General features: G+C 46.5%; 15 protein-coding genes. 8 read left to right on the top strand and 7 right to left on the bottom strand.

Going from position 1 to position 13,208, the window contains the following annotated elements; genetic code table 11:
- Window positions 1–39 precede the first annotated feature (39 nt).
- The 4 genes from trkA to def form a co-directional block, all read right to left on the bottom strand.
- On the bottom strand, window positions 40–1,416 hold the full coding sequence (gene trkA / locus AB6E30_RS13100; RefSeq protein WP_004735766.1) for a Trk system potassium transporter TrkA: 1,377 nt from the start codon (window positions 1,414–1,416) through the stop codon (window positions 40–42).
- 109 nt (window positions 1,417–1,525) lie between these two features.
- A complete protein-coding gene (gene rsmB, locus AB6E30_RS13095) occupies window positions 1,526–2,806 on the bottom strand; it encodes a 16S rRNA (cytosine(967)-C(5))-methyltransferase RsmB (protein WP_372103866.1) in 1,281 nt (426 codons plus the stop codon).
- Between the two features lie 92 nt (window positions 2,807–2,898).
- Window positions 2,899–3,846, bottom strand: coding sequence for a methionyl-tRNA formyltransferase (gene fmt / locus AB6E30_RS13090; RefSeq protein ID WP_017058773.1), 948 nt, complete (start codon window positions 3,844–3,846; stop codon window positions 2,899–2,901).
- Window positions 3,847–3,883: 37 nt separating this feature from the next.
- Window positions 3,884–4,396, bottom strand: a complete 513-nt coding sequence (gene def / locus AB6E30_RS13085) for a peptide deformylase (RefSeq protein ID WP_017058772.1) — start codon at window positions 4,394–4,396, stop codon at window positions 3,884–3,886.
- A gap of 140 nt (window positions 4,397–4,536) precedes the next feature.
- On the opposite strand from def, the gene AB6E30_RS13080 reads away from it, so the two are divergent.
- From AB6E30_RS13080 to AB6E30_RS13065, 4 genes are read left to right on the top strand one after another with little or no spacing between them, the layout of a single operon-like run.
- Window positions 4,537–5,628 carry a LysM peptidoglycan-binding domain-containing protein gene (locus AB6E30_RS13080; RefSeq protein ID WP_372103863.1) on the top strand — a complete coding sequence of 364 codons (1,092 nt, stop codon included), beginning with the start codon at window positions 4,537–4,539 and terminating at the stop codon, window positions 5,626–5,628.
- Window positions 5,625–6,737: a DNA-processing protein DprA gene (gene dprA / locus AB6E30_RS13075; protein ID WP_372103860.1), complete on the top strand. Its 1,113-nt coding sequence runs from the start codon at window positions 5,625–5,627 to the stop codon at window positions 6,735–6,737. Before AB6E30_RS13080 ends, dprA begins: the two co-directional genes overlap by 4 nt.
- Window positions 6,738–6,740: 3 nt before the next feature.
- A complete protein-coding gene (locus AB6E30_RS13070) occupies window positions 6,741–7,217 on the top strand; it encodes a DUF494 family protein (protein WP_029235095.1) in 477 nt (158 codons plus the stop codon).
- Window positions 7,218–7,229: 12 nt separating this feature from the next.
- Window positions 7,230–7,799, top strand: coding sequence for a type I DNA topoisomerase (locus AB6E30_RS13065; RefSeq protein WP_017063003.1), 570 nt, complete (start codon window positions 7,230–7,232; stop codon window positions 7,797–7,799).
- Between the two features lie 88 nt (window positions 7,800–7,887).
- On the opposite strand, the gene AB6E30_RS13060 is transcribed toward AB6E30_RS13065, so the two are convergent.
- Window positions 7,888–9,018 carry a 5-(carboxyamino)imidazole ribonucleotide synthase gene (locus AB6E30_RS13060; RefSeq protein WP_372103857.1) on the bottom strand — a complete coding sequence of 377 codons (1,131 nt, stop codon included), beginning with the start codon at window positions 9,016–9,018 and terminating at the stop codon, window positions 7,888–7,890.
- Between the two features lie 5 nt (window positions 9,019–9,023).
- Window positions 9,024–9,509, bottom strand: a complete 486-nt coding sequence (gene purE, locus AB6E30_RS13055) for a 5-(carboxyamino)imidazole ribonucleotide mutase (RefSeq protein ID WP_004735777.1) — start codon at window positions 9,507–9,509, stop codon at window positions 9,024–9,026.
- A 195-nt stretch (window positions 9,510–9,704) separates the two neighbouring features.
- On the opposite strand from purE, the gene AB6E30_RS13050 reads away from it, so the two are divergent.
- The 4 genes from AB6E30_RS13050 (at window position 9,705) to AB6E30_RS13035 (ending at window position 12,394) form a co-directional block, all read left to right on the top strand.
- Complete coding sequence (locus tag AB6E30_RS13050; protein ID WP_017058767.1) at window positions 9,705–10,262, top strand: L-threonylcarbamoyladenylate synthase; 558 nt, start codon at window positions 9,705–9,707, stop codon at window positions 10,260–10,262.
- A 19-nt stretch (window positions 10,263–10,281) separates the two neighbouring features.
- On the top strand, window positions 10,282–11,199 hold the full coding sequence (gene hemF / locus AB6E30_RS13045; protein ID WP_372103854.1) for an oxygen-dependent coproporphyrinogen oxidase: 918 nt from the start codon (window positions 10,282–10,284) through the stop codon (window positions 11,197–11,199).
- A gap of 77 nt (window positions 11,200–11,276) precedes the next feature.
- Entirely contained in the window at window positions 11,277–12,107 is an 831-nt protein-coding gene (aroE, locus tag AB6E30_RS13040) for a shikimate dehydrogenase (protein ID WP_017067739.1), read from the top strand.
- 17 nt (window positions 12,108–12,124) lie between these two features.
- Window positions 12,125–12,394, top strand: coding sequence for a DUF1488 domain-containing protein (locus AB6E30_RS13035; protein ID WP_017058764.1), 270 nt, complete (start codon window positions 12,125–12,127; stop codon window positions 12,392–12,394).
- Here AB6E30_RS13035 and AB6E30_RS13030 read toward each other — a convergent pair.
- Window positions 12,391–12,936: a gamma carbonic anhydrase family protein gene (locus tag AB6E30_RS13030; RefSeq protein WP_017058763.1), complete on the bottom strand. Its 546-nt coding sequence runs from the start codon at window positions 12,934–12,936 to the stop codon at window positions 12,391–12,393. The genes AB6E30_RS13035 and AB6E30_RS13030 overlap by 4 nt on opposite strands.
- Window positions 12,937–13,208: the final 272 nt, after the last annotated feature.

The following is a 13,208-nucleotide window of genomic DNA, read 5'->3' as shown; positions in this document are numbered from 1 at the left end:
CAAGAAGAAGGTTGCGAGAAGATACTTACGAGAACAAGGCTATAAGAAGAACGGGCTCGGTTGGAATAGAGACTCAACATCCGGTACGTATTTCTTGTCCACTAGGAACATCACTACGTGGTCATCCTGTTCGATTACGGTTCTATCGTGCGCGATAAGTACTTCTTCTCCGCGAACAATCGCACCAATAGTGGTGCCCGGTGGTAACTTGATGTCGCCAATCGCTCGGCCAACCACTTTAGAGGTGGTTTCGTCACCGTGAGCAATCGCTTCGATCGCCTCTGCAGCGCCGCGACGTAGAGAGGATACGTTTACGATATCAGCACGACGAACGTGAGTAAGCAGCGCAGAAATGGTCGCTTGCTGTGGCGAGATAGCAATATCAATCACACCACCCTGAACAAGGTCTACGTAAGCACCACGCTGAATCAGTACCATTACCTTCTTGGCACCCATTCGCTTCGCCAGCATGGCTGACATGATGTTGGTTTCATCTTCATTGGTTAGGGCGATGAACACGTCCACTTGATCGATGTTCTCCTCGGTCAGCAGCTCTTGATCGGCGGCATCACCACAGAATACGATGGTGTTTTCTAATTCTTCAGACAGCTTCTCGGCGCGAGTGTAGCTGCGCTCGATAAGCTTGATACTGTAGCTCTGCTCAAGGCGTTTTGCCAAGCTTGCACCAATGTTACCACCACCGACAATCATGATGCGGCGGTACGGTTTCTCTAGGCGCTGTAGCTCACTCATTACTGAGCGGATGTGGTTACTCGCTGCGACGAAGAACACTTCATCATCGGCTTCAATGATGGTGGTGCCTTGTGGACGAATAGGGCGACCTTGACGGAAAATAGCGGCAACACGGGTATCAATGTGCGGCATGTGCTCACGCAAAGCAGACAATGCGTTACCAACCAGTGGACCACCGTAGTAGGCTTTTACTGCTACTAGGCTAACCTTCTGTTCAGCAAAGCTCACAACCTGCAGTGCGCCTGGGTATTGAATCAGGCGCTCGATGTAGCTGGTCACTAGCTCTTCGGGTGCGATCAGGTGATCGACTGGGATGGCACCTGATTTGAATAACGCTTCTTTCTCTTCTAGGTATTGAGGAGAGCGAATACGAGCAATTCGGTTCGGCGTATTGAAAAGAGAGAAAGCAACCTGACACGCAGCCATGTTGGTTTCATCCATGTTGGTTACGGCAACCAACATGTCGGCATCTTGCGCACCCGCTTCACGTAGTGTGTTTGGGTGGCTGGCATAACCGTTTACAACCCTAAGGTCGTACTTATCCTGAAGTTCACGAAGTCGGTCAGCATTACGGTCGACAATGGTGATGTCGTTGTTTTCACCAACCAGGTTTTCAGCAAGGGTACCGCCAACTTGTCCAGCACCTAGGATAATGATCTTCATAGCCTTTCTCTTTTCTTTACCGTGGTAATTCTAGTTATCTAACTTTATTTTGATAATGCACTAGAAAGAAACAGCGGCTAAGAAATAAATTCTTAGCCGCTGTTAGTTGTTATGCCTGTTTTACTAGAACTGCGTAGTAGAAGCCATCCATATCTTCTTCTCCAGGTAGTATTTGACGACCCGGATTTTCGATATCAGACCCAACCAACCTAGCGTTCTCAGTGCGTGCTAGGAATGCTTTCACTTGCAGCACGTTTTCTTGCGGCGTGATAGAACAAGTCGCATAAACCATGGTGCCGCCTTCTTTCAGCTGACGCCACATTGCATCCATAATCTCGCTTTGCAGTTCAGCCAGCGCATCAATGTCAGACGCACGACGTAGCCACTTGATATCAGGGTGACGGCGAATTACGCCAGTCGCTGAACAAGGTGCATCAAGTAGGATACGGTCGAACTTATCACCCATCCACCACTCTTCAGGGTAGCGAGCATCACCACAAATTACGTCGGCACGCAGTTGTAGACGCTCAAGGTTATCGTAAACGCGGTCTAGACGTTTAATGTCGCAGTCAATCGCAACCACTTCAGTGTCTTGAGTGTGCTCAAGAATGTGTGCCGTTTTACCACCTGGCGCAGCACAACAATCTAAGATCAGCTCACCATCTTTTGGTGTTAGGTAGTCAACCGAAAGCTGAGCGGCAGCGTCTTGCACTGATACCCAACCTCTGTCGAAGCCAGGAAGCAAAGTAACATCACAAGGTGCAGCTAATTTTATGGCATCGGCTGCTTCTGGGTGCAATGTGTATTCAATGTTTTCGTTTTTAAGTAGTTCAACATACTCGTCACGAGTGTGGTGTTGGCGGTTAACGCGCAGCCACATTGGTGCCTTACTGTTGTTTGCTTCAACCAGTTGCTCCCATTGATCTGGGTAGCTCTCTTGAAGCATTTTTAGAATCCAGCTTGGGTGGCCGTATTTGCCTGCATTGTGACTAACGGCTTTCTCGTCCAGTTCTTCTTGGTCACGTAGGTAGCTACGTAGCACAGCGTTGATCAAACCACTCAGGCTTGGACCACGCAGTGTTTTAGTGCCCTCAACCGTTTCAGCAACCGCGGCATGCGAAGGGATACGCATGAAGCTTAGTTGGTAAATGCCCACCAAGATTAGGTGGTGGAATACACGCTTTTTACCTTTAAGCGGGTTTTCCATCAGTTCGTTAGCGATTGACTCTAAACGAGGCAGGTAACGAAGTGCGCCGTAGCAAATCTCTTGCAGTAGAGCATGGTCTCGTGGACGGATCGTTTTTTGAGCCGCAGGGAGAGCGTGTGACAGAGAGTGGCCTTTATCGACAACTTGGAATAGGACATTTGCAGCAGCAGCGCGAACATTCATGAGGGGTACCGAATATTTATTTGAATACATGAGGGCATCTCTGCCCTCGTAAAGGTTTTCTTAGCTGCGTAATTAGCAGCTTTAAAAGCGGATTAAGAAAGCTGTGTACCAACTTCAAACCAGCTTGCACGTGAGTTCAAGATATCCTGAACTGACATGGCTTTTTTACCTGGAACTTGCAGCTGTTCAAGAACAAGTACACCTTGTCCTGTCGCTACATAGATACCAGTTTTATCCGCTTGCAGAATGGTACCTGCAGGCTTATCAGAAGTTTGCTCTGCCACACGGCTTTGCCATACTTTAATGCTGTTCTCAGCGGCTTCAAAGTGGCTCATTGGCCATGGGTTGAAGGCACGAACGCAGCGCTCAATATGCGCAGCTTCATCACTCCAGTTGATACGCGCTTCTTCTTTACTTAGCTTCTTCGCGTAGTTAGCAAGCTCATCGTCTTGCTTTTCTGCAACTGCTTTGCCAGAAGCGATGTCCGCTAGACATTCAACAAGCGCGTCAGGGCCAAGACCCGCTAACTTCTCGTACATTGATGCGCTAGTATCTGTCGCTTCGATAGGCAGCGTTGCGATGCTTAGCATGTCGCCAGTATCTAGGCCGATATCCATCTGCATGATCGTCACGCCTGTCTCTTTATCACCTGCCCAAATAGAGCGTTGAATCGGAGCAGCACCACGCCAGCGCGGTAGGATAGAGCCATGTACGTTGATACAACCTAAGCGAGGCGTATCTAATACAACCTGCGGAAGCAATAAGCCGTAAGCGACAACAACCATGATGTCAGCGTTCAATTCAGCTAGCTCTTGCTTAGCCTCATCTGACTTGAAGTTTTCTGGTTGGTAAACCGGAATATTGTTTTCAAGTGCGATGTTTTTTACTGGGCTCGCAGTGAGTTTTTTACCGCGGCCTGCTGGGCGATCTGGCTGTGTGTAAACAGCAACAACTTCATGCTCCGAAGACAACAACGCCGCCAAGTGACGGGCGGCGAAATCCGGAGTACCTGCAAAGACAATTCTTAAAGACTGACTCAAGGTAGGCTTCCTTCTAATTTAGTAATAGCAGCGGTTATTAACCTTGTTTCTCGTTGAAACGTTTAATCTTCGCTAGCTTATCTTGGATACGTTTACGCTTTAGTGGCGATAGGTAATCAACAAACAACTTGCCTTCTAGGTGGTCAAGTTCGTGCTGAACACAGATAGCCAGAAGGTCGTCAGCGTCGAATGTGAATTCGTTGCCGTCACGGTCTAGTGCTTTAACCGTTACTTCTGCAGCGCGAGGTACTAGAGCTCGAGCGCCTGGTACAGATAGGCAGCCTTCTTCGATTCCATCTTCGCCGCGCTTCTCAGTAATTTCAGGGTTGATAAGCACCATTGGCTCATCACGTGTTTCTGAAATATCGATAACAACGATGCGTTGGTGGAAATCTACTTGCGTTGCCGCAAGGCCGATACCTTCTTCGTCGTACATGGTTTCAATCATGTCATCAACGAACTTTTGAATCTCTGGGGTAACTTCTTTTACCGGTTTCGCCACGGTACGTAGACGATCATCTGGTAATGTTAATACTTGTAATACAGACATATACACTCGAAATATTGAACTGTGCCGAAACAGCTTAAACCTTGTTGGCTCAATTCTAGACATTTTAGAGGTCAAATGACAGCATCCTGAAGGTAATTCTCCAATCAGATGTCATATATTCAGACCAAGGAACCTAGGTCATGCGTCATTTATTGCCTGCTTTATCTCTTATTTGTGCCTCGATTTCGTTCGCCGCTACGGCTGAAAATAGTGAGCAACCTTTAACCATTAAACAGGGCGCACCTGAGGCGTATGTGGTGGTTAAGGGCGATACTTTGTGGGATATCTCTGCGATGTATCTCGATAGTCCATGGTTGTGGCCAAGGTTATGGCAGGTCAATCCAGAGATAGAAAACCCTCATCTCATTTATCCCGGAGATAAACTGTCTTTGGTTTGGATTAATGGCGAGCCTGTATTGAGCCTCAAGCCTGTTATCAAGCTTAGCCCTAAGATTCGTGTCTCTGAGAAGAAAGCAGTACCTACCGTCAACGAGGGACTGGTTCTACCTTATTTACAGTCTGATCGCTTGGTAGAGCAGCAAGATATCGAATCGGCACAACGAGTATTAGGAACCAGTGATGGTAAACGTTTCTTATCGGGTGCAGACCGGTTGTTTATCTCAGGTAACCAACAATATCAAAAGTGGGGTATCTACCGCGCAGTTGAAACCTACCAACGGCAGCAACCCCAAGCAAGTATGACCTCTTTGCGTTTGGTCGCCACGGCGCGCTTAAAAGAAGTGGATGCTGAGTTCAGCAGCTTGCAGATAGACACTCAGCTGCAAGAGGTATTGCTGAACGACCTTGTGCTACCAGAACTTGGTGTTGATCAGGTGAAGCTCTCTACCACGTTTTATCCTGCACCTAGTGCGGCGGGTCAATTTGCTAATATCTTGGGTTCGTTAGATGGCAGCCAATACAGCGCAAAGAATCAGGTTGTGGTTATTAACAAAGGCTCGCAAGACAATCTTCGCCAAGGCTCTATGTTTACCCTCAGCGAAAGCGGCGCGGTGGTGTTTGGTAAGCAAGGCAAATACAGCTACAAAGAGTCTGCGGCGAGCGATAAGGTGCAATTGCCAAGTACCTCGCTGGGTAGCTTGATGGTCATTCGTCCTTATGAGTATTTTAGCCTCGCGTTGATCACTCAGAGCTCTAAGCCTGTTAGCAAGGGCATTCTGGCAGTATCGCCTTTGGATCTTGCTTTGACAGAAGAGGTTAAGGGCACCGAGTGAATGAGCAACAACTGAGTGCTTGGCTAACTCTAAGTTTTGTTCCTCAATTGGGTGGCAAACGCCTTTCTCGCCTGCTGAGTATCGATTCCCCTTCGAACATTGTTGGCTACTCAAGCCAGCAGCTGCAAGTGATGGGTTTATCAGGCAAACAAATTTCTTATCTAAGAGAGCAAGCCCCAAGAGAAGTGGAGGCTTGCTTATCATGGCAAGCAAAACAGCCTAACCATCACATCATTACCCCTAATTGCCCACATTATCCCAAACTGCTTAATGAGATTGCCTCTGCGCCCAGTGTTCTTTTCGTTAAAGGTCACGTTGAAAAACTGATCGAGCCTCAAATCGCGATGGTCGGCAGCCGCAATGCCAGTATTGAAGGACTGCAGACCGCCAAGTCCTTCGCCAAAGAGTTTGTCCAAAACGGTTTAATTGTCACCAGTGGCTTAGCTTTAGGTATCGATGGCTATGCTCATGATGGTGCTCTAGATAAAAGAGGGGAAACTTTTGCAGTGTTGGGGTCTGGCTTGGACTCCATTTACCCTGCACGTCACCGAAATCTAGCGGATAGAATTTGTGAGAATGGCGCGCTGATCTCAGAGTTCCGTCCAAGCGCTAAACCTCGACCTGAACATTTCCCGCGGCGTAACCGTATTATAAGTGGGTTATCGCTCGGAACCTTGGTAGTTGAAGCGGCTGAGAAGAGTGGCTCTTTGATTACAGCTCGCTATGCCATGGAGCAAGGTCGAGAGGTGTTTGCGCTGCCTGGTTCAATTCATAGCCCAACCAGCCGAGGAGGTAATAGCTTAATTAAAGCTGGCGCATGTTTGGTGCAAAATGCTCAAGATGTTCTGATCGAAATAAAGAGTCTGTTAGACTGGTCTATAGATCAGCAGCCGAGCTTATTCGAACCTACGCCGAATGAGGGTGAAAATGAACAATTGCCATTTCCACAGCTGTTAGCTAACGTAGGATTAGAGGCGACACCCGTTGATATTTTGGCACAGAGAACCCATATACCTGTGCATGAAGTCATGATGCAGCTTTTAGAGCTTGAGCTCTCAGGGCATGTTGTTGCAGTTTCCGGTGGCTATATTCGAAAGGGGAGAGGCTAAGCTATGATGATGGACATACTGATGTACTTGTTTGAAACCTACATCCATAGCGATTCTGAATTGCAGGTGGATCAAGACGAACTTGAAGATGAACTTCTTCGAGCGGGGTTTCACCAAGATGATATTTATAAGGCTCTCCATTGGTTAGAAGACCTTGCTGCACTGCAAGATACCGATAACCAAGCGGCGATTACTATGTGCTCTAATACCTCGATGCGTGTTTACACAAGTAAAGAGATATCACGTATTAATATGGAGTGTCGTGGTTTCTTGTTGTTCCTTGAGCAGATCAACGTCCTCACGACAGAGATTCGTGAAATGGTGATTGATCGTGTCATGGGGTTAGAGACCAATGAATTTGAGTTGGATGATCTGAAGTGGATTATCTTAATGGTACTGTTCAATGTACCGGGTAATGAAAGTGCTTACACGCAAATGGAAGAGCTGTTGTACACCAAAGAGCAAGGTATCTTGCATTAATACAGGCTTATCATGAGTAGTAAGATTGATAATCAGCTTTTTTCAGCACATGAACATGCGTTAGAGCATGAACCATGTCCACAGTGTGGTGGGGAGCTTCAGCTTCGCCATGGTAAGCACGGCCCATTTTTAGGCTGTAAGCAGTATCCGAGCTGTGATTACATCAAGCCTCTTCATCAAAATGATGGTCATGTGGTGAAAGAGCTGGGCGTTCCGTGTCCTAAATGCCAAAACGAATTGGTATTAAGGCAAGGTCGCTTTGGGATGTTCATTGGCTGTAGCAGTTATCCAGAGTGTAATCACATCGAATCTTTGGACCAACCGAAAGAACAACCTGAAGAGCAGCCACTTGTTGCCTGCCCTGAGTGTGGTCGAGGCCACTTGGTTGAGCGTAAATCTCGCTATGGCAAAACCTTCTATGCGTGTGATAACTACCCTAAGTGTAAGTTCGCCGTTAATCAGCCACCTGTTATAGGTCGTTGTGAACAGTGCCAGTTCCCGTTGTTACTTGAGAAGAAAACAGCCAGTGGTACCAAGAAGCAATGCGCTGATCGCAAGTGTCACCACATTCAATCTCAATAACTCGATATTATAGACACAAAAAAACGGCGCTCACTGAGCGCCGTTTTTGTATCCAATAAACTTTTTATATCAATAAGCCAATGTAGGCTTACTTCATCTGCTCAGCAAACTCATGCACAGCAGGGTAGGCTTGCTTATCAAGAATCTCAGCCAATGAGCACAAAGCTCTTTGTAATTCTGCGTTGTAGTCAGCGCTCACGTTAATGTGACCCATCTTGCGACCTGCACGCTTTTCTTTGCCATACCAATGAACATGACAACCACCTTGAGCAAGAATAGCCTCAGGAAGAGTATCTTCGCCAAGAATGTTGATCATTGCGGTTGGACGAATCAGTTTAGTGCTACCTAGTGGCATGCCACACACTGCACGTAGGTGGTTTTCAAACTGACAAGTCTCTGCGCCTTGTTGCGTCCAGTGGCCCGAGTTATGAACACGTGGTGCAATCTCATTAACAAGCAGTGAACCTTGAACATCAAAGAACTCAAGTGCTAGCACGCCAACGTAATCTAAACGCTCAGCAACGGCAGTGAACATGGCTTTAGCTTGCTCTTGCAGTTCAATGTCATCAATCGCTGTCGATAAGCTCAACACGCCGTCGGTGTGAACATTCTCAGCCAGTGGATACACTTGAACCTCGCCATTGGTATCACGAGCACCAACCAGTGATACTTCGCGGTCAAACGGAACAAACTCTTCAGCCACAATCGCTTGATTGTCGGTCGCGGTAATGCACTCAGCCATTTCTGCCCAAGTTGCTTCAACGTTGTCTAAGGTCTTTAAACGCCATTGGCCTTTGCCATCGTAGCCACCAAGTGTGCTCTTCAACACCATAGGTAGGCCAACATGAGCAATTGCTGCGTCAAAGTCTTCACGAGCATTAATCACATAGTACTTAGCGTTTTTTACGTTCGCTTCGTCTAACAGCGCTTTTTCAAGGCGACGGTCACCGCCAGCTTTGATTGCTTCTGTTGTCGGTAAGAACTTACCGCTGCGCTCACACACCTCAAGTACATCGTGAGGAATATGTTCGAATTCAGCAGTAATGACGTCCGCACGCTCAATCGCATTTTCTAAGCCGTTACCTAGAATCGCTTGCGTTAATGGGTGAACAATATTTTTGCTGCCAACATCAAAAGCAGAAATTTCAATATTCAGCGGTGCCCCAGCTAGGGACATCATGCGAGCAAGTTGGCCCGCGCCTAACACAAGAACATGCATGGAAATTAGTCCTCTGCAGGGTTTGGATTAGCCAAAACCGTTTCTGTTTGCTCAGAACGGAATGCTTCTACTTTTGCCATTACTTCTTCATTGTGTGTACCAATGATTTGAGCGGCTAGGATACCTGCATTGGCAGCACCAGCTTCACCGATAGCCAAAGTACCTACCGCGATACCTTTTGGCATCTGCACGATAGAAAGCAGAGAGTCCATGCCTTTCAGTGCTTTAGACTGAACTGGAACACCCAGAACTGGTACGCTTGTGAAAGCAGCAGCCATGCCCGGAAGGTGCGCTGCACCGCCAGCACCAGCAATAATTACTTTAATACCGCGCTCTTTCGCACTGGTTGCGTAGTCTGCAAGCAACTGAGGTGTGCGGTGAGCAGAAACCACTTTTGTTTCGTACGCCACGCCAAACTGATCCAACATTTCTGCAGCTAGCTTCATTGTTGGCCAATCAGATTTAGAACCCATGATAATACCGACAGTCATCTCAAACTCCTTCAGGTACGATTTAATTAGTGATTAGATATTTTGCGCGCATTATACGGGTAAAATTACTTAAGGAAAACGTTTGCGTCAGTCTAAGTTGTTAATTGATACATTTTATAAACAAATAGCTTTAGTAACAGTGAATGATAATTTGTACACTTAGCGAGTTCGATAACTGACTTAATGAGGCAACCCGTGGATAACTTTCAACATACATTGCAGGCATTACAACAAGGTGAAGTCATTGCTTACCCGACCGAAGGCGTTTTTGGGGTTGGTTGTGATCCTGATAATCCACATGCCATCAAGAAATTACTCGAGTTAAAACAGCGTCCAGTTGAAAAGGGCTTGATCTTGATTGCTGCAAGTTACGAGCAGCTGCTTCCTTATATTGATGAAAGCCAGTTGACGGAAGAACAGTTGGTAACAGTGAAAGCGACATGGCCAGGTCCGGTCACTTGGATTATGCCAACCAGCAGCAAAGTTACTGACTGGGTCAGCGGCCAGTTTGATTCCATCGCGGTACGAGTGACGGATCACCCTTTGGTTCAAAGAATGTGTAATGAGTTCGGCAAGCCGTTAACCTCTACCAGTGCCAACCTGACTGGCGAGCCGCCTTGTATGACGACTGAAGAAGTTCAACAGCAACTGGGTCAACACTTAGTCGCGATTCTAGAAGGCCAAACGGGTGGCCGTGAGAAGCCAAGCGAAATTAGAGATGCAAAAACGTCGAAAATATTAAGACAGGGTTAAACCCTGCAAAGGAAGTAAGATGTCAGCAATTGATAAAGAAGCAGTAAAGCAGTTTTTACTGAGCCTACAAGATTCGATTTGCCAGCAGCTTGAGCAAGCTGATGGTGTAGCGTTGTTTGAAGAAGATGCATGGGAGCGAGAACCTGGCGATTGTCTAGGTGGCGGTGGTCGTACTCGCGTGATGACCAATGGTGCTTTATTTGAACAGGGTGGAGTTAACTTCTCTCACGTCGCTGGTAAAGCAATGCCTGCCTCTGCAACCGCTCACCGTCCTGAGTTAGCCGGACGTAAGTTTGAGGCGATGGGGGTTTCATTAGTTATCCACCCTAAAAACCCATATATCCCAACCTCACACGCGAACGTTCGATTCTTCATTGCGGAAAAAGAAGGGGAAGACCCGATTTGGTGGTTTGGTGGTGGTTTTGACTTAACGCCATTTTATCCTGTCGATGAAGATTGCCAATCTTGGCATCAAACTGCTAAAGATCTTTGTGCGCCGTTTGGTGATGATGTTTATCAAGAACACAAAGAGTGGTGTGATAAGTACTTCTATCTTCCTCACCGAGACGAAACACGTGGTGTTGGTGGTCTGTTCTTTGATGACTTAAATGAGTGGGGTTTCGATAAGAGCTTTGCTTATATGCAGGCTGTCGGTGAAGGTTTTGCTGCGGCGTACTTACCTATTGTCGAGCGTCGCAAAGATACACCTTATGGCGAACGTGAGCGTGACTTCCAACTATACCGTCGTGGCCGCTATGTTGAATTCAACCTAGTTTACGACCGTGGTACCTTATTTGGCCTGCAAAGCGGTGGGCGCACAGAGTCTATATTGATGTCGATGCCGCCGTTGGCTCGTTGGGAATATCGCTATGAACCGCAAGCGGGCTCACCAGAAGCTCTGCTTTATAGTGACTACCTCAAACCTCGAGTTTGGTAGTTCTTCCTTCCTTATAGGGATAGTGATAGGGTCATCTATATAGATGACCCTTTTTATTATTTCTGTTAGGTAAGGATATGACACAGCAAGTAGATCGTTATGCCGTTTTCGGTAATCCTATTGGGCAAAGCAAATCGCCATTCATTCACACATTATTTGCTCGCCAAACCAGCCAACAACTTACCTATACAGCATTACAGCCAGAGCACGGTCAATTTATCACTGCTGCCAAAACCTTTTTCAGCGAAGGTGGTCGAGGGTGCAATGTCACAGCGCCTTTTAAAGAAGATGCCTATCAGTTAGCCAATCGCCTAACTGAGAGAGCTGAACTAGCTGGTGCCGTAAATACCCTTAAGAAGTTAGATGATGGAGAGATCATTGGTGATAACACCGATGGTGAGGGCTTAGTTCAAGACCTGCTTCAACATCAAGTCACGCTAAAAGGAGCACGTGTTCTTCTTCTTGGCGCTGGTGGTGCTGCGAGAGGAGTGATTCAACCTCTTCTCGACCAAAAGCCACAACAGCTGGTGGTCGCTAATCGAACCAGCTCCAAGGCTGAACTTCTGGCTGAGATGTTTTCGTCGCATGGCAACATCAAGGGGATGGGGCTAAGTGATGTTAATGAAGGCTTTGATGTCATTATTAACTCTACCTCATCTGGTCTAAGCGGGCAGCTTCCTGAAGTGTCTGAGGTGATTTTCAATTCTACTAGCGCCGTTTATGACATGGTTTATGGATCTGGAACGACGGTATTCAATCAATGGGCATTAGATAATGGTGTTCATGCTGCTTATGATGGTTTGGGTATGCTAGTGGGGCAGGCAGCAGAAAGCTTTATGCTTTGGCGTGGTCTTCGTCCGGGAACAAAACAGATTTTAAGAGAATTACGTAAAAATCTAGAGATGTAATGGGGTGTTTATAAAAAATGAATCAATCAATTCTATTTCCTGATATCCAAGATTGGGATGAAGAGAGCCGAACAATCACGTTCCCAGCACAACAGTCGGGCGCATTGATTGAATGTGTCATGTCTATTGAGGAATTATCACGATTGGCAGGTAAAGATATAGAAGAAGGCGATCAAGCTTTAGTTATCTTTTCAGAGTTACGTTTCGATATTGAAGAGCTAGCGGAAGAGTTAATAGAAGAAGAGGAGTATGACTCCTCTAATCGGATTCAGATCAAAGCGCTTTAGACTGAAATTACAGAGTCTAGATAGTCATTTTTATTCTGAACGTAGTTGTCTGCAGACTTCTGTAGAAAGGCACGCTCTTTATCATTTAATGGGCGAGCTTGTTTTACTGGGCTTCCTACATAGAGGTAACCGCTTTCAAGTACCTTGTTTGGTGGCACTAAGCTACCAGCACCAATCATCACTTCTTTTTGGATAATCACGCCATCCAACACGATCGCTCCCATACCAACAAGTACACGATCCTCAATAGTGCAGCCATGCAGCATTACTTTATGCCCGATAGTGACATCATTACCTATTAAGAGAGGATAACCGTCAGGGTTTTCAGCATTCTTATGGGTGACGTGCAAGACACTACCATCTTGGATATTCGTTCTCTCTCCAATATGAATGTGGTTCACATCCCCTCGAGCTGCAACCAAAGGCCACACGCTAGAGTCGTTACCGATTTTGATATCACCAACCAGTACTGAACTGGTATCTATATAGACACCTTGCCCAATCTGAGGGGATATTCCTTTATAACTGCGTATTGAACTCATAAATCCTCCTTTATATAGGCACCTTAAGCCCTTAATTAAGAGGAATACTAGTGAAAATGGGGTGTTTTGAACAAAAAACGCTCGAACAATCAAAAAAGTAAGAAAAACTTCAAAAAGGGCTTGCCAGTGTGATCGAAATCTCTATAATGCCACCTCGCTAACACGGGATGGCTTCGTAAGAAACCAAAACGAATCAGCAGGTCAAATTAGCCAAGCTAAGCGCTTGAAAAAAGTTTTGAAAATAGTGGTTGACACTAAAACTTAAATCGCTA

Source organism: Vibrio sp. 10N.247.311.12 (genome assembly GCF_041467515.1).
Taxonomy (GTDB): Bacteria; Pseudomonadota; Gammaproteobacteria; order Enterobacterales; family Vibrionaceae; genus Vibrio; species Vibrio crassostreae_C.
This window is presented reverse-complemented; position numbering and strand designations above follow the sequence as displayed.